14 protein-coding genes and 2 pseudogenes are annotated in these 15,964 nt (G+C 70.5%); 12 read left to right on the top strand and 4 right to left on the bottom strand.

The features are described from left to right. From OG202_RS42630 to OG202_RS42615, 4 genes and pseudogenes are all read left to right on the top strand, one after another. On the top strand, positions 1 to 834 hold the full coding sequence (locus tag OG202_RS42630) for an NADP-dependent oxidoreductase (protein ID WP_328224491.1): 834 nt from the start codon (positions 1 to 3) through the stop codon (positions 832 to 834). Beyond that, positions 716 to 967 (top strand): annotated as a pseudogene (locus OG202_RS42625) (nSTAND1 domain-containing NTPase); the annotation flags it as partial. The gene OG202_RS42630 and the pseudogene OG202_RS42625, both read left to right, overlap by 119 nt. Next, positions 904 to 1,161: pseudogene (locus tag OG202_RS42620) on the top strand (hypothetical protein); the annotation flags it as partial. The pseudogenes OG202_RS42625 and OG202_RS42620, both read left to right, overlap by 64 nt. A gap of 680 nt (positions 1,162 to 1,841) precedes the next feature. Next, positions 1,842 to 3,092 (top strand): MFS transporter, encoded by a 1,251-nt coding sequence (locus tag OG202_RS42615; protein ID WP_326574350.1) that lies wholly within the window; start codon positions 1,842 to 1,844, stop codon positions 3,090 to 3,092. A gap of 109 nt (positions 3,093 to 3,201) precedes the next feature. Here OG202_RS42615 and OG202_RS42610 read toward each other — a convergent pair whose 3' ends face one another. Beyond that, positions 3,202 to 4,083 (bottom strand): helix-turn-helix domain-containing protein, encoded by an 882-nt coding sequence (locus OG202_RS42610; RefSeq protein ID WP_326574351.1) that lies wholly within the window; start codon positions 4,081 to 4,083, stop codon positions 3,202 to 3,204. Between the two features lie 173 nt (positions 4,084 to 4,256). Here OG202_RS42610 and OG202_RS42605 point away from each other — a divergent pair, with 173 nt between their 5' ends. The 5 genes from OG202_RS42605 to OG202_RS42585 all read left to right on the top strand — a co-directional run bounded on the left by OG202_RS42605 (position 4,257) and on the right by OG202_RS42585 (position 8,908). Beyond that, the gene (locus OG202_RS42605; RefSeq protein ID WP_327726647.1) at positions 4,257 to 5,273 is read left to right on the top strand and encodes a zinc-dependent alcohol dehydrogenase family protein; all 1,017 of its coding nucleotides are present in this window, start codon (positions 4,257 to 4,259) and stop codon (positions 5,271 to 5,273) included. A 77-nt stretch (positions 5,274 to 5,350) separates the two neighbouring features. Continuing rightward, positions 5,351 to 6,016, top strand: coding sequence for an SDR family NAD(P)-dependent oxidoreductase (locus OG202_RS42600; RefSeq protein WP_326574353.1), 666 nt, complete (start codon positions 5,351 to 5,353; stop codon positions 6,014 to 6,016). A gap of 19 nt (positions 6,017 to 6,035) precedes the next feature. Then, positions 6,036 to 6,572, top strand: a complete 537-nt coding sequence (locus OG202_RS42595; RefSeq protein ID WP_327726649.1) for a cyclophilin-like fold protein — start codon at positions 6,036 to 6,038, stop codon at positions 6,570 to 6,572. Positions 6,573 to 6,758: 186 nt separating this feature from the next. Then, positions 6,759 to 8,018 (top strand): MFS transporter, encoded by a 1,260-nt coding sequence (locus OG202_RS42590; RefSeq protein WP_328224490.1) that lies wholly within the window; start codon positions 6,759 to 6,761, stop codon positions 8,016 to 8,018. 122 nt (positions 8,019 to 8,140) lie between these two features. Then, complete coding sequence (locus OG202_RS42585; protein WP_327732060.1) at positions 8,141 to 8,908, top strand: SDR family NAD(P)-dependent oxidoreductase; 768 nt, start codon at positions 8,141 to 8,143, stop codon at positions 8,906 to 8,908. 315 nt (positions 8,909 to 9,223) lie between these two features. Here OG202_RS42585 and OG202_RS42580 read toward each other — a convergent pair whose 3' ends face one another. Both OG202_RS42580 and OG202_RS42575 read right to left on the bottom strand, forming a co-directional pair. Then, positions 9,224 to 10,831: an ISL3 family transposase gene (locus OG202_RS42580; protein ID WP_328224489.1), complete on the bottom strand. Its 1,608-nt coding sequence runs from the start codon at positions 10,829 to 10,831 to the stop codon at positions 9,224 to 9,226. A gap of 1,065 nt (positions 10,832 to 11,896) precedes the next feature. Beyond that, positions 11,897 to 12,862 carry a pirin family protein gene (locus tag OG202_RS42575; RefSeq protein ID WP_326574357.1) on the bottom strand — a complete coding sequence of 322 codons (966 nt, stop codon included), beginning with the start codon at positions 12,860 to 12,862 and terminating at the stop codon, positions 11,897 to 11,899. 159 nt (positions 12,863 to 13,021) lie between these two features. On the opposite strand from OG202_RS42575, the gene OG202_RS42570 reads away from it, so the two are divergent. From OG202_RS42570 to OG202_RS42560, 3 genes are read left to right on the top strand one after another with little or no spacing between them, the layout of a single operon-like run. Continuing rightward, positions 13,022 to 13,510, top strand: coding sequence for a MarR family winged helix-turn-helix transcriptional regulator (locus OG202_RS42570; protein ID WP_327726652.1), 489 nt, complete (start codon positions 13,022 to 13,024; stop codon positions 13,508 to 13,510). After that, the gene (locus OG202_RS42565) at positions 13,507 to 13,956 is read left to right on the top strand and encodes a MarR family transcriptional regulator (RefSeq protein ID WP_328224488.1); all 450 of its coding nucleotides are present in this window, start codon (positions 13,507 to 13,509) and stop codon (positions 13,954 to 13,956) included. The genes OG202_RS42570 and OG202_RS42565 overlap by 4 nt, the downstream gene beginning before the upstream one ends. Before the next feature lie 51 nt (positions 13,957 to 14,007). After that, positions 14,008 to 14,355, top strand: coding sequence for a tetratricopeptide repeat protein (locus tag OG202_RS42560; RefSeq protein WP_326574360.1), 348 nt, complete (start codon positions 14,008 to 14,010; stop codon positions 14,353 to 14,355). Positions 14,356 to 14,521: 166 nt separating this feature from the next. Here OG202_RS42560 and OG202_RS42555 read toward each other — a convergent pair whose 3' ends face one another. Beyond that, positions 14,522 to 15,931 carry a PepSY-associated TM helix domain-containing protein gene (locus tag OG202_RS42555; protein WP_328224487.1) on the bottom strand — a complete coding sequence of 470 codons (1,410 nt, stop codon included), beginning with the start codon at positions 15,929 to 15,931 and terminating at the stop codon, positions 14,522 to 14,524. Positions 15,932 to 15,964: the final 33 nt, after the last annotated feature.

Genomic DNA, 15,964 nt, shown 5'->3' with positions numbered 1-15,964 from the left:
ATGAAGGCCATAGGACTGACCGAATTCGGCGGACCCGACGTACTGCGGGTCCTTAACCTTCCGGTCCCCGAGGCCGGGCCGGGCGAGATCCGGATCCGCGTGCACGCGGCGACAGTCAACCCCGTCGACATGTTGGTACGCCGCGGAATCGCCTTCGTCTCCGACGCCGAGCCGCCCTACGTTCCAGGGATGGACGCGGCTGGCGTGGTCGAGCAGATCGGCGAGGGAACCGACACCGATCTCAAGGCCGGTGACCACGTCATGGCCGTCGTGGTCGTCTCCGGAACACACGGCGCCTACGCCGAGCACCTGGTCGTCCCCGCCGAGTCGGTGGTCCGCGTACCTGCGGGCGCGACCGATGTCGAGGCCGCCACGCTGCCGATGAACGGACTGACGGCCCGTATGGCGCTGGACCTGCTGGAACTTCCCGCAGGCGCCACCGTGGCGGTCACGGGAGCGGCCGGCGCGGTCGGCGGCTACGCTGTCCAGCTGGCCAAGGCCGACGGGCTCCGGGTGATCGCCGACGCGGCGCCGAAGGACGAGGCACTGGTGAAGGAGCTCGGGGCTGACGTGGTCCTGCCTCGCGGTACCGAGTTCCCGGAGCTGGTGCGCAGGGAGATACCCGACGGTGCCGACGGACTCGTCGACACCGCGGGCGTCGCCGGCCTCGCCATCGGCGCGGTCCGCGACGGTGGCCGGGTCGCCTCATCGGTCGGTGGCGTCGAAGTGCCCGGTGAGCGCGGCATCGAGACCCGACACTGCGCCGTACCGCGGACCGGCCCGGTTCGAGCCCGACGACAGCGCGTCGTTCTTCGGGCGGGACCGGTTGGCTGACGAGTTGCTGCAGATGGGGCGCGACCGCCGGTTCGCCGTGGTCCCAGGCCCGTCCGGCAGCGGCACGTCATCGCACCTGAGGGCCGGGCTGATACCCCGGTTGAGGGCGCACATCACCCGTCGGCACTCACCCGCCGTGTTGCGTGTGCTCACCCCCGGAGCGAAGCCTGCAGGAACCTACGGGCGGCTGCTGACCCTGGGCGAGGACGACCCGGAGGGCTGGGTGATCGTTGTCGGTTCGAGGAAATTTTCACCCTGTGCCGTGATTCCGCGGAGCGCACCCGCTTCATCGACCTGCTGCTGGCCGCAGGTGATCGAAACAGCCGACCGTGTGTGGTTGTGGCGGTCCGGGCCGACTTCTACACCCGGTGCACGGAGCATCCCGGACCGTGGGCTTTCCCCCACGAGAACTCCGCGACCTGCAACTCCGCGTCCACGCCGAGCAGCAGACCCTCGACACGACGAACGCCTCCGCCTGCTGAGCAAGGCCGACGTTGCCGAGGACCAACTCCCCGCCTGCACTCCCCGATCGGCTCGGCCTCGGGGCCCACACCGCCGAGGAGACGGCCCTCTCCATCCCCGCGGAGATCATCGCCCACACCGACCGGGTCACGGGGCTGCCCCTGTCCCAGGCCACCGGACCGATCCACCGGCCGCTCCCCCCACTGAAGTCCGACCACGGCCGGCTGAGGGAAGAGGCGGCAGATCCTGGCCGACGGCCGACAAGGCGCCACGGAAACGGGCACAGCCCCAAAGCGCAGGCTGTGCCGCTGGTCTCTGGCCCCTCCAATACCTGGGTGGCCGACGCACCGCTGCCACGTCTCTGCCGGAACAAGTGAGTTCCTCATCCCGTGAAGCGGCAGCTGCCGAAAAGGGAGACCACTCCCTGGTCCGCTACGAAGCAGGGAGAAATTCCTCCCCCTCACAGAACGCCCGTGCGGTGCGATGCTCTACGGCATCCCCACCTCGCAGCGGTCGCACATCGCCCTAAAAAAGAATGCCACCGAATGTCACCCACGGCCGACGGCCCACCCCACAAACTGCCCTTCGTCGTCCTGGTGCTGTCCGCCGGAACATTCCTCATGGGCACCACCGAATTCGTCATCGCGGGCCTGCTGCCCGAGATCGCCGACGATCTGCATGTCAGCGTCTCTCAGGCAGGTCTGCTGATCACGGCGTTCGCTGCAGGCATGATCGTCGGGGCCCCGGTGATGGCTATTGCGACGTTGCGCCTGCCGCGGCGCTCCACGCTGATCCTCGCGCTCGTCGTCTTCGCCCTCGGCCACCTGGTCGCCGCGCTCAGCTCGTCCTTCGCCCTTGTGCTCGCGGCCCGCGTGGTGACCGCGCTGGCCACCGGGACCTTCTGGTGCGTCGGCGCGATCGTGGCCACGACCGCGGCAGGACCGGCAGCTACGTCACGGGCCCTGGGCATGCTCCTGGGAGGTCTGACCGTGGCCACCGTGGCCGGCGTACCGCTGGGCGCGTGGCTGGGACAGCTGTCGGGCTGGCGCGGGCCGTTCTGGGTACTCGCCGCGCTGTCGGCCGGCGCGGCGGCGGTCATCGGCCGGTACATCCCTGCCGACGAGCGGCGCGAAGCGCCTTCCGTCCGGGCCGAGTTCGCCGCGCTGCGCGATGTCCGGGTCTGGCTGACGCTGAGTTCCATGACGCTGCTGATGGGCGGTGTCCTGGCGACGTACACCTACATCTCGCCCCTGCTCACCGAACGGGCCGGCATCCCCCATGGAGCCGTGCCCATGGTCCTGACCGGCTACGGCCTGGGCGCCCTGCTGGGCACCACGGTCGGCGGGCGCCTGGGCGACCGCCGCCCCCTTGCCACGCTCATCACCTCCGCTGCCACGACCACACTGGTCCTGCTGCTGTTGACCTTGCTCTCCCCGAACCCCGTGGCGGCCGTCATTCTGGTGACACTCATGGGGATGACCGGCTTCGCCGCGACCCCGGTGCTCGGCGCGCTGGCCCTGCGCTTCTCCAGCTCCGCGCCCAACCTCGTCTCCGGCCTCAGCGGCTCGGCGCCCAACGTGGGCATCGCCATCGGCTCCTGGACGGCAGGCATCGCCCTGACCTCACCGCTGGGGCAAGCAGGGCCCCCGCTGGTCGGCACGATGGCGGTCGCCCTCACCCTCGTACCGCTGACCGTACTTGCGCTGATGCGCGCCACCCGCACCGAAACGTCCCCGCCTCAGCCCCAAGCGGTCGCAGACCAGCCGGTCAGCTGCGGCACTCAGGACATTGGCTGACGCGGCGCTCGACTCGTCCCACACGTGAGCAGCAGGTCGCGCTCGCGGACCGACCGAGCGTGAGGTTCAGCCCGGTGGGGTCACACCGTCGGTGTAGGGGCGGCACCGGTCAGCGGAGGGAAGGCGAGGGCGCCAGGTTCTGGTCGGCGGCCCACGAGGCGAGGATGCGCAGCCGCTCGTGGGTGGCGGAGCCGGGGGCGGCGGTCCAGACGGTCAGGTGCTGGTCGGGGTCAGTGTTGGCGGTGAGGGTGTCCCAGTCCAGGACGAGTTCGCCGACGACCGGATGGTTGAGAGTCTTGGTGCCCACCGTGCGGGCAGCGACCCTGTGATCGCCCCACCACTGGGCGAACTGCTTGTCCCGCGTGGAGAGCTCACCGACCAGCTCGATGAGACGGGGATCCTGGGGATACTTCGCCGCCTCCATCCGCACCTGCGCCACGGCGATCCGCGCCGAGCCCTCCCAGTCGGCGTACAGGCTGCGCAGCGCCGGCTCGGTGAAGATGAGCCGCGGGTAGTTGCGGTGCTTCTCCGGAATGCGGGAGAAATCCGTGACCAGGGCGGCTGCCAGCGCGTTCCACGCCAGGATGTCACCGCGCCGCCCCTGCACGATGGCCGGGGTGGCGGTGAGGTCGTCCAGCACGCGTTGCAGCTGGGGCTGTACCTTCTGCCTGCCGTGACGCCGGGTGCGGGTGGTGTTCTTGCCCGCGAGCTGGAACAGATAGCCCCGCTCGTCGTCGTCCAGGTGCAGTACGCGGGCGAGGACGTCCAGCACAGGGGCGGACGCCTGCATACGGCCCTGCTCAAGACGCGTGTAGTAGTCGGTGCTGATCGAGGCGAGCTGGGCGACCTCCTCACGGCGCAGCCCGTCCACCCGGCGGGGCCCGCCCGTCTCGGGCAGCCCGACCGTGCGTGGGCTCAGTTCCGAACGGCGCTTCTTGAGGAATTCTCCCAGTTCGTTCGAGGCGAGATTGCTGGTCATGCTTCCCAGCATGACATCGATCGCACCTGAGGAAGGGGGGAGAATTTCCTCCCTGGATGTCCCTCTCCCCGGATAGATTCCTCCGCTTTTCGCGCCTGCCCTCGCGTGCGAGGCTCGATTTCGAGCAGCCGTCCCAGATGTCCGGGCTGCGGTTCCAGACCCTCGTGCCGAAGGAAACACCCATCATGCGCGGAGCAGTCATTCACGCCCCCGGCGACGTCCGCCTCGAGACCCTGGACGACCCGACGATCAGCCGGCCGACCGACGCCGTCATCCGCACGGTCGCCACCTGCGTGTGCGGCTCGGACCTGTGGCCCTACCGTGGCGCGGAACCCGTCGACGAGCCCCACCCGATGGGACACGAGTACGTCGGTATCGTCGAGGAGGTCGGCAGCGAGGTCACCAACGTCAAGCCGGGCCAGTTCGTCGTCGGATCGTTCGCCACCTCGGACAACACCTGCGCGAACTGCCTGAACGGCTGGCAGTCCTCCTGCCTGCACCGCGAGTTCATGAGCACCTGCCAGGCCGACTACGTGCGGATCCCCAACGCCCACGGCACGCTGGTTGCCACCGACGAGCACCCGGACGCCGCGCTCGTGCCTGGTCTTCTGGCCGTCTCGGATGTGATGGGTACCGGCTGGTACGCCGCCCTCGCCGCCGAGGTGAAGCCCGGCTCCACCGCCGTCGTCGTCGGCGACGGAGCGGTCGGCCTGTGCGGTGTCATCGCCGCGAAGGAGCTCGGGGCGGAGCGGATCATCGCCATGAGCCGCCACGAATCGCGACAGAAGCTGGCTACGGAGTTCGGTGCCACCGACATCGTCAGCGAACGCGGCGAGGAAGGCATCGCCCGCGTCAAGGACCTCACCGGCGGCATCGGCGCCGACTCGGTCCTGGAGTGCGTCGGCACGGCCGAGTCCATGCGGCAGGCCCTGCACTCGACCCGGCCCGGCGGCAACGTCGGCTTCGTCGGCGTCCCGCACGACGTTGCGGTCGAGGGCCAGGAGCTGTTCTTCTCCCAGGTCGGCCTGCGCGGCGGCCCCGCCCCGGTGCGCCGATACCTGCCCGACCTGATCGACCGGGTCCTGACCGGCCGGATCAACCCGGGCAAGGTCTTCGACCTCACCCTGCCCCTGGACAAGGTCGCCGAAGGCTACAAGGCGATGGACGAACGCCGCGCCATCAAGGCCCTTCTGAAGCCCTGACCGCACCCCGTCCCGCCACTGGGGCCGGGCATCCGAAGCCCGGCCCCGGCGCTGCCCCTCTCCACCAAGGACTCACCGTGACCACCTTCGCGCTCATCGGGGCCGGACCCGGCCTCGGGCTCGCCAGCGCCCGCCGCTTCGGAGCCGCCGGCCACAGCGTCGCCCTCATCGCCCGCAACACCCAGCACCTGGACGACCTCACGGCCGAGCTGGCCCGCGACGGCATCGAAGCGCGCGGCTTCGCCGCCGACGTCCTCGACATCGAGTCCTTGACCGCGGCCCTGTACGCGGCCGGTACCTCGCTGGGAACCGTCGAGATTCTCCAGTACAGCCCCGTGCCCCGGGCCGACTTCATGAAACCGGTCCTCGACACCGGCGCAGACGACCTCGACGCCCCCCTCGCCTTCTCCGTCAAGGGCCCCGTCACCGCGGTGAACGCCGTCCTGCCCGGCATGCGCGAACTCGGCCGCGGCACCCTGCTGTTCGTCAACGGTTCCAGCGCCGTACGCCCCAACCCGAACGTGGCCGGCACCTCCATCGCCTTCGCCGCCGAGAGCGCCTACGCCCACCTGCTCCACGACACCCTCGCCCCGCAGAACATCCACGTCGCCCAGCTGATCGTCCCCGGCGCCATCCGGCCCGACGCCGAACACAGCAGCCCCGACGCCCTGGCCCGGCGCCTGTACGACATCCACACCGAGCGCGACGGCTTCCGCCACTACTCCGAGCCCCTGCCCGACTGAACCCCCTGGACGCCCCGTAATGCCGACCACCCTCCCGACCTGGGCGGCCCGCGGCGCCGCAGCCACAGCCCTGCTGCTTGCCGTCACCGCCTGCACCGACAACTCGCCCGCCACCCCCTCCGCGCCCTCCGCGTCGTCCCCTTCCGTACGGCAACAGACGCCGACCCGCCCGACATCCACCGCATCGTCCGACAGGAATACCGCCATGGACATCCGGCTCACCCTCGACGGCCAACCGGTCGACGCCACCCTCGACGACAACGCCGTAGCCCGCGACTTCGCCTCCCTGCTCCCGCTCAGCCTCGATCTGGAGGACTTCCACCAGACGGAGCGGATCGCTTATCTGCCGCGCAAGCTGGACACCTCCGGCGCCCCGGCCCCGGCAGCACCGAAGGCCGGCGACCTGACCTACTACGCACCCTGGGGCAACATGGCGCTGTTCTACCGCGACGGCGACTCCGCCTCGGCCGACCTGATCATCCTCGGCCACGTCGACGACAGCGACACCCAACGGCTCGCCGACGCCAAACACATCACTATCGAAGCCGCCCCCTGACCCGGCCGACAGCCACCGCAAGCATGCGGCCAGCGACCCAGAGGGGGGAGAACATTCTCCCGTTTCCGCCCCCTTTCGGCCGTGGAACCTTGAAACAGGTGGCCGCCGCCCGCTCTGGCGGCCTTCCCGTCCCCGTGGCCTGACCACATTCCGATCCGCCATTCCGCTCAAGGAGAGTCCACCCGTATGCCTTCCACATCCGGGACCACCCCCGGCAAGCTCCCCTTCGTCGTCTGGGTGCTGGCCGCAGGTACGTTCCTGATGGGCACCACCGAGTTCGTCATCGCCGGGCTGCTTCCCGAACTGTCCACCGGCCTCGGTGTGAGCACCTCCCAGGCCGGACTGCTCATCACCGCATTCGCCATCGGCATGATCATCGGGGCGCCGACCATGGCGATGGCCACCTTGCGCCTGCCCCAGCGTCAGACGCTGCTTCTGGCCCTGTCCGTCTTCAGCCTCGGTCACGTGGTGGCTGCCCTCAGCAGCTCCTTCTCCGTCGTCCTCGCCGCCCGCGTCGTCACCGCGCTGGCCACCGGAGCGTTCTGGTCGGTCGGTTTCGTCGTCGCCACCGCCGCCGCGGGCCCACAGAGGGCCACCCGCGCGACCGGCGTCATGATCGGTGGGCTGACCCTGGCCAACGTCGTCGGCGTGCCCATCGGGTCCTTCGCCGGCCAGTTCGTCGGCTGGCGTGGCCCGTTCTGGGCCTTGGCCGCTCTCTCCGCGCTCGCCGCCGTGTTCATCGGCCGCTTCATCCCCACCCAGGAACACCGCGTGACCGTCTCGCCGCGCGCCGAGTTCGGCGCTCTGCGCCAGGGCCGGCTGTGGCTGGCACTGAGCGCCGCCATGCTGATCATGGGCGGGGTGCTGGCGACCTACAGCTATGTCACCCCGCTGCTGACCGACCGCGCCGGGATCCCGGCGGGCGCCGTCCCGTTCGTCCTCATCGCCTTCGGTATCGGCGCCCTGGGCGGCACCACCACCGGTGGCCGTCTGGGTGAGCGCCGTCCGATGGGCACCACCATCACAGCCGCAGCGGCCACCGCCCTGGTCCTGTTCCTGATGATCCCGCTGTCCACCAACGCGGTCACGGCCACCGTCCTGGTCTTCCTCATGGGCCTGACCGGTTTCGCGGTCAACCCCGTCGTCACGGCGCTCGCCATGCGGTTCGCCGGTGACGCCCCGACCCTGACGTCCGCGCTGACCACCTCCGCCTTCAACGTCGGCGTGGCCGGCGGATCCTTCATCGCGGGTGCGGCCCTGGACTCCTCCCTCGGCGTGACCGGCCCGCCCCTGGTCGGCACCGTCATCGCCGCGCTCACCCTGCTCCCGCTCATCGCCCTCGCCGTCCGTGGCACCTCCGGCAGGAGCCGCATCGTGGCCCAGCACCCTGCCGCCCCGGCCCACGCGCTGGATGACGAGCCGGTACAGACACCGTCGCATCGCTGACCCCAGCCCTGACCGCCGCACACCTGACGCGACCCAGCGCACAAAGCAAGCGAGCAGCCCCCTGCCATGAACGGAACGGGGGACTCCAGAACCACAGATCATCCACGATGGGAGAGCACGACGTGAACCCCACCTACGACTTCACCGGTCAGGTCGCCCTCGTCACCGGAGCCGCCTCAGGCATGGGCCTGGCGACCGCCCGCGCCTTCGCCGAGTCCGGGGCCGCCGTCGCCCTCACCGACGTCGACGAAGCCGCTCTCCACGCCGCCGCGAAGGACCTCACCGACGTCGGCCACCGGGTGCTGGCCCTCACCTGCGACGTCAGCGACGAGGAACAGGTCGCCGCCGCGGTCGACCGCACGGTCGAGACCTTCGGCCGCCTCGACATGGCCTACAACAACGCCGGCATCCAGATCCCGCCCAGCGATGCCGCCGAGGAACCCGCCGAGCGGTTCGACCGCGTCAACGCCATCAACCTCCGCGGCGTGTGGGCCTGCATGAAGCACGAGCTGCGGCACATGCGCGCCCAGGGCAGCGGCGCCATCGTCAACTGCTCCTCGCTCGGCGGCCTGGTCGGCCTCCCCGGCCGCGCCTCCTACCATGCCTCCAAGCACGGCGTGATCGGCCTGACCACCAGCGCCGCCCTCGAATACGCCCCGCGCGGCATCCGCGTCAACGCCGTCTGCCCCGGCACCATCGACACCCCCATGGTCAGCGACATGATCACCAAGGGGGAGCTCGACCGCGCCGAGGCCGAGGCCAACCAGCCCATCAACCGCCTCGGCACCGCCGAGGAGATCGCCCACGCCGTCCTGTGGCTGTGCAGCCCCGGAGCCGGCTTCGTCGTCGGCGTCGCCCTCCCCGTCGACGGCGGCTACGTCGCCCGATAGGGACGGGCCGCGACGGCGTCGTCGGGCCGGCATCCCAAACCCCGCTCGCAGGCGACGATGTGTGAGGCGCCATGCAGTTCGTCAAGCAGCAGCCCAGCAACGAGGCCCCGTCGGGCTGGTTCACCGGTGACGTCTGGTGGGACGTCGTCCACGACGGCCAGGAGCCGACCCGGATTGGCGTCGACATGGTCCGCTTCTCACCGGGCGCGCGCACCAACTGGCACTCCCATGTTCTGGGCCAGACCTGCACGGGTTCTGGATCACTTTCCGTGCCAGAGCCACGGAGGGTCACCACAACCGCGATCATGAACGGCCTCACGCTACGAGGAGGACCCGCTTGCGGAGCAGGTCGAAGTTGGCGCGGCCGAGCATCTGCCGCTTCAGCATCTTGATCTTGTTGTTGTGGCCCTCGACCGCTCCAGAGCTGTAGGGCAGGCTGAGCCCGGCGACGACGGCATCGAAATCCTGGCCGAGGCCGGTGACAAAGCCATGCAGGGCGGGCAAGTCGTCAGCCTGCACGCGCTCTGTCCACTGACTGAGGTCCCGGCCCCGGCGGTCGTTCATCAACTCGGCGAAGAGACTGACGTGTTCGGCGGTTCTACCGAGGGCGGGGCAGCGGGCGAGAATCTGCTTGAGCTGCTGGGCCTGGTCGTCGGTGAGGCGGTCGGGGCGACGGGTGATCCAGCTGGTCACGTCCCGCACGGACGGCGCTTTGCGGGGCGGATCGTCGTGCGGGAAGGCTTCGCGGAGCCGCTGCACGTACTTCTTCACGACGCTCTCGCCACCGGGATAGCCGCGCTCGCGGACTTCCTCGAACAGGCGGCGGGCGACGGTGCAGCCCTCCGCCCACCGCTGATGCAGGTAGGGCCTGTAGGGATCGAGGATGCTGGTCCTGCCGGTCCACCGTCCGACGAGGAGCTCGTCCGCGGTGGCCGCATTCGCGAGTCGGCGGACGGTGTTGCGGGCCAGGCCCAGCCGGCGGGCGATCGGCCGCAGCCCGAGCCCCTCATCCAGCAGGGCATGGACGGCCGAGTGCTGCTCCCGCACCCGATCGGACAGACGGCCTGACTGTCGTGGCTCATCCAGGGAACGCGGCATAAGAGCCGGATTCTCGAGGGGCTCAGCGCGGACCGGGGGAGTTTCCTCCGGCTCGCGCAGCAGGGCGCGGTGCTGGATGACCGTCTTCTCGACGGCGTCCACCAGGTTTTTCCAGATGTGCCACCGGTCCGCGACATGGATCGCATCCGGGGCGCCGAGCCGTCCGGCCTCGGCGTAAGCGGTCGACCGGTCACGGCATATCACCTCGACGCCGGGATGGTCGGTGAGCCAGGCAGCCACCGTTGCCGTGGCCCGGTCGGGCAACAGGTCGACCGGACGGCGCGTGTCGATGTCTACCAGGATCGTGCCGTAGTTGTGTCCCTTGCGCAGGGCGAACTCGTCCACTCCGAGCACCCGTGGTGTGTGCACTTCCGGCTCCGGAAGGCGGCGTATCAGCCGCAGGAGCGTAGACCGGCTCGCCCGGACCGCGAGCGTGTCCGCCAGGCGGGCGCCGGCCCGGCCCGCCAGCATCACCGCCACCTTTTGCAGCACCGTCTGCAGCCCAGCGCTTCGTCTCCCGTGCCGGAAGGTCAGCCCGTCGACCTGCTCGGCGAACGTGGCCTGCCGGCAGGCGCGGTCGCGGCAGCGGAACCGCCGGACCTGTAACTCGATCACCACGTGACGACCGCCGACTGCGGTGTCGGCGAGGCGGCGTACGTATCGGCTGTGCACTCGGCCCGACGTCGTCGAGCAAGCAGGACACGCAGCCCGCTCCGCCGACGCGCGGGCCCGCACGATCACCAACTCGCCGTCGACCACTGCACTTTCGAGCACAACGCCTTCGACCCGGTGGAACCACAGGTCCTGGAGGAACACATCACCCACGGCCGTTCATGATCGCGGTTGTGGTGACCCTCCGTGGCTCTGGCACGGAAAGTGATCCAGAACCACGGTTGTTTCACTGAACGGCGACACGCGCGCACCACCGTCGTGATCGCCCTCGCCCGGACACCCGTGGGTATCGGTTTCGCAGCCGCCGACTCTACCGAGGCAACACTGCCGCACACGCTGCACCCCAGCGAGGGGGAGGCCATCCGGCGCTTACCGCTTGCTCACCGCTCCCGCGCTCTGCTCGAATGCCGGGTCCGCAAAACGGCGTACCTCAAGGGCTTGGGAGCCGGCTGTGCGGCGGCCCGTCGTCCGACCGTGAACATCGGTCCAGGACCCCAATTCACCGACAGGGCCGCCCCCCTCACAGCGTGGAGTTTGACATCGCTCACGGCCCCACCGGGATATGCAGCCACCGCGGCCCTGAGCACGACCAGCCACCAGGGTCGCACGCAGTCAACCATCGCCTACCACGGATGCGACCAGTGCCGCCCCCGGCACCAGCGGCGGCAGTCGGCGCCGCGGTCCTGCAGTAACCCCATCTACCAGCGACATCGAACGTCGCAGTGAAGAGCCGACGCCGTACTCCCGAGGCCTTGGCGCCTCCGCGGGTGAGGCGGGCGCCCAGGACGAGGGGCGGGCTGTCCAGCGGCAGCTGGCGAGGAACCGCGGTCGCTGCCATCCGCTCGAAGGCCGGCACGACCTCGGCGACGGAGGCGTCGTCGAATCAGGTCGCGCACCAAGTCCCCCTGCCCGCCTGGGACTCGGTCACTCGCCAAGTCGGAAGTCGTCCAGGGACCACCCGGCCTGCAGCGACCGCCCTACCCCCGCAAAGGCAGGACACCAACCCCTACCGACATCTGATGACGCGTCAGCACGGTTGGCAAAGGGTTAAGCGTCCTGCCACAGCCACCCAAAGACGGAAACACCGTGGAATGGCTCAGCACCCGCGTCGGGCTTACGCCGCGCCCAGCCGCCCTCCCGCAGACGAAGGAACCGCGGAAGCCAACGCACGGCGGCGAGTCACCCACCCGTCACCGACCAATCAGCCACATTCGCAGGTCAGCGAGCCCTTCCTCGCGGCTTCAGAGGCGTCGGCGGTAGTGCGGGGGCCGGCAACGGGTCCCCTTCGTACCCCTTCACTTCCCCGAATCGCGTCCCTTCCATCCAGTCCCGACGCGCCTGCGCGATCTCCTCCTGCGACCGTCCGATCCAGTTCCAGAACATGATCAGCTCCTCCTCGAAGGGTTCGCCGCCGAGGAGCATGAGGGAGGCGTTCGAGTCGGCGCGGAGGGGGAGGTCGGTGCGGCCGCAGCCGAGGTAGAGCATGGAGCCGGGGAGGACGGGGACGCCGTCGACATGGGCCTCGCCGGACATGGAGAGGACGGCGTACTCGAAGTCGGGTTCGAGAGGGAGGCGCAGGTCGGCGCCGGCGGCCAGGGTCAGGTCGGCGCCGACGATCGGCGTGAAGGTCGTGCCGGGTGACGTCGCGCCGTCCAGGGAGCCGAGGATGAGGGTGGCGCTCAGGCCGGCCGCCGTGACGACGGGCAGTTCGGCGTGGTGCTCGAAGCGCGGGTCGGTGTGCCGGTGGCTGTCCGGCAGCGCCACCCAGAGCTGGGCGCCGTGCAGGAAACGGGCGTGCGACCTGGGGCTCTCCTCCGAGTGGCTGATGGCCCGCCCGGAGGTCATCAGTCCCAGCTCGCGCGGGCGGATGGTCGCGAGGCTGCCCGTGGAGTCGCGGTGCAGCACCTCCCCCTGATGCAGCCAACTGACCGTCTGCAGGCCCATGTGCGGGTGCGGCGGCACCTGCATGCCGGGCTCGTCGGCGATGTCGTCGGGCCCGTAGTGATCGACGAAGGCCCACGCTCCCACCATGCGGCGGCCCAGGTTGGGCAGCAGACGCCGCACCTCGGTGGACTCGCCGAGCTTCACCCGGCGGGGGCTGAGGAGTTCACGAACCGGCTCGGCCACCACGAAGCCACGGCCACCGCACACCGCGGGCACCGCCTCGCGATCAAGATTGCTCATGCTCCACAACCTAGACCCGTCCGGCTCCCACCGTCAGCCATCCCCCCTCCCGCCCCGGGTCACGTGACTCGGAAACGGCGCGGGGCGTGCATCCGGCCCGCCCGCCGCCTCGATCAAAAATAGTAGCCATGGCCATAGTAGCCATGTACGGTATCTCTCATGAGTGCGGCTTTCGAGGGCGGGACGCCCGGTTTTCTCGTCTGGCGGCTGTCCATGAAGTGGCGGGTCGCGGTCGATCGCGCGGTCGCCCCGCTGGGGCTGACGCACGCGCAGTACGCGCTGGTGGCGTCGCTGTACGGCATGCACCGGGCCGGACAGCGGCCGAGCCAGCGGCAGCTCGCCGACCACACCGGGCTGGAGGCCCTGTACGTCTCCAAGCTCGCCCGCGCCCTGGAGACCGCAGGCCTCCTGGAACGCGCCCGGGACCCCCGCGACCCCCGCGCCGTGCGGCTGGAGCTGACCGAGCAGGGGCGCGAGGTCACCCGGCGCGCGATCGAGGTCGTCCAGGGGCTGCTGCACCGGCTGCTGGAGCCGCTCGGCGGCCTCGACGGCGCCCGCACGCACCAGTTCGCCCGCGAGCTGACCACCCTGCTCGACGTACCGCTCACCCCTTCCACCGAGCACGCACACGAGAAGGAGCAGTCATGACCGCCGTCGCACCCACGACCAACCCCCGGGTCATCGCCCTCGCCCACTACGCCGGCCGCGCGGTACTGGAGAGGGTGCTGACCGGCCACGGCCTGACGTTCCCGCAGTCGGTGACCCTCCGGGTCGTCGCGGTCGCCGACGAACCCGTCGACCGCGACCGGCTCGTGGACCAGGTCGTCGACGCCCTCAAGGTCGGGGAAACCGACATACGGGCCGTCGTCGAGGAGCTGGTCGCCGCGGAGTTGGTGGAGACGGACCCGGCACAGCCGTCCCGGCTCAGGATCACGGACGCCGGACGGGAATCCTTCACCAGGTCCGCCGCCGAGACCGCACCCATCTCCGCCCGGATCTACGCCGACATCCCCGCCGAGGACCTGGCGGCCGCCGGGCGCGTACTGACGCTCATCACCGAGCGGGCCAACGCGGAGCTGGCCGCGATGAAGTAGTGGAATATTCAACAGACAGTGGGGGTTGTGGGCCGTCGAAGGAGGTCACCAGTGGACACGACGTACTACGACCACGGAACATCGGCCGAGCGCTGGGAACGCGCCCGGATGTTCTTCGACGCCAAGGACTACGCCGCAGCCGCGCGCGTCCTCGGCCCGCTGGTCGAGGAGGTTCCGGAACAGACCGGCCCACGGCTGCTGCTGGCCCGCGCCTACTACCACTCGGCCCAACTGCGCCGCGCCGAGGCCGAGTTGCGCGTTCTCGTCGAACGGGACCCGGTGGAGCACTACGCCCGGCTGATGCTGGGCCGCACACTCCAGCGGCAGGCCCGCCACGACGAGGCGGAGTCCCATCTGCGGATCGCCTCGGCGCTCTCGGGCGACTTCGAGCGGCTGTAGCCCGAGAGTCGAGCGGCTGTGGACGACGTCACAGCGCGAGGGGGCGCGTCCGACCGGACGCGCCCCCTCGCGCTGCTTCACCTCCGCCGGGAGACCCGTTCCGGCCTCCGCCGCAAAACCTGTTCCTGCCTCCGCCAAGAGACCTGTCCCGTCTCCCCCGGCGGACCTACTTCGCCTCCACCCGGCCCTCGTACGACCGCTTCCCGCGCCGATGCGCGATCTCGCCCAGAACGACGTCCACCGCGATGAACACGGCGAGCGGGATGCCGAGGAGGGGCACGAAGTAGCCGAGGACGGCGATGAGGGCGAGGGCGGGGACCAGGATCTGGGGTGGTACCTGCTGCCAGGCGCCGCGGGGGATCGGGCGGCCGAAGGACGAGGCGCGGCCGCGCTGCCACCACATGCGGTAGCCCCAGAGGACGAGCATGACCAGGGAGAGCGCGAGGGCCATCAGGAGGAGCTGGTTGGCGAGGCCGAACAGGACGCCGGTGTGGGCGTCGATGCCCCAGCGGGACAGCTTGGCGAGGATCGGGAAGTCGGCGAACCGGAGCGTGTCGGTCACCTCGGCGGTGGCGGGGTCCACGGCCACCGCGTCCTGCTTGGTGGGCCAGCTGCGCTGAACCTGCTTGACGACGTACGTGGAGGACTCGTCGGCGGGCGGCACGATCTCCACCGGGTCGCCGAGGCCCTCGGCGCGGGCGGCGGCGAGGATCTTGTCCAGGTCACCCTCCGCGGCGGCCCCTCCGTCCGCCGCGGCCTCGTCGTGGCCGCCGTGGTCGCCCGCGGCGGCCGAGATGGCCGGGGTCGCCTGGTGGAGCTCGGTGCGCAGGACCTCGATGTTGGCCCCCGCGTACGTCGACCAGGTCAGGCCCGTCGCCGAGAGGAAGAGGAACCCGGCGGCGGCCCAGACGCCGACGGTGCCGTGCAGGCCCAGGGTGCGGCGGCGGCCGCTGGTGCCGCGCACCTTGCGCTGCGCGCGGCGGCGGGCGAACCAGAGCACGAGGCCGCCGCCGGAGATGACCCACAGCCAGCTCGCGGCGAGTTCGCTGTAGAGGCGGCCGGTCTCGCCGAGCTGGAGGTTGGCGTGGAACTTGTCGATCCAGGTCCGCACCGGCAGCGCGCCCGTGGAGCCGTACTGCTCCAGGGCGCCGCGCACCTGAGCCGTGTACGGGTCGACGAACACCGCGAGGGTGTTGGTCTCGTCGATGCCCTCGACGCCCGTCAGCATCACCCTGGTCGTCGCGTCGTCCTCCGGCGAGGGGCGGACGGCGGCGATGGTGCCCTCGGGGTGCGCCTTGCGGGCGGCGGCCACCTGCTCGGAGATCGGCAGCTTCTCGTCGCCCACCTTCGCGACGGTCGTCCGGTCCACGTAGACGATGTCCTCGATCGAGAACGAGGCGGCGTACAGCCCACCCGTCAGCGCCGCGACCAGCAGGAACGGGGCGACGAGGACGCCCGCGTAGAAGTGCAGCCGCAGGACGAGGGGCCTGAGCGAGGCCCAGCCCTTCGTGGCGCCGTCGGGCTTGGCGACGGGTTTCTGGGGCTCGTCCGTCTCGGTCGAGGGGGCGATGGTCATCGGCGGACGCTCCGGGTTGCGGGGACGACGTGG

This window comes from Streptomyces sp. NBC_00310 (assembly GCF_036208085.1).
In the GTDB taxonomy this organism is placed as follows: domain Bacteria; phylum Actinomycetota; class Actinomycetes; order Streptomycetales; family Streptomycetaceae; genus Streptomyces.
The sequence above is the reverse complement of the archived record's forward strand: the minus strand, read 5'-3'. Positions and strand labels throughout refer to the sequence as shown.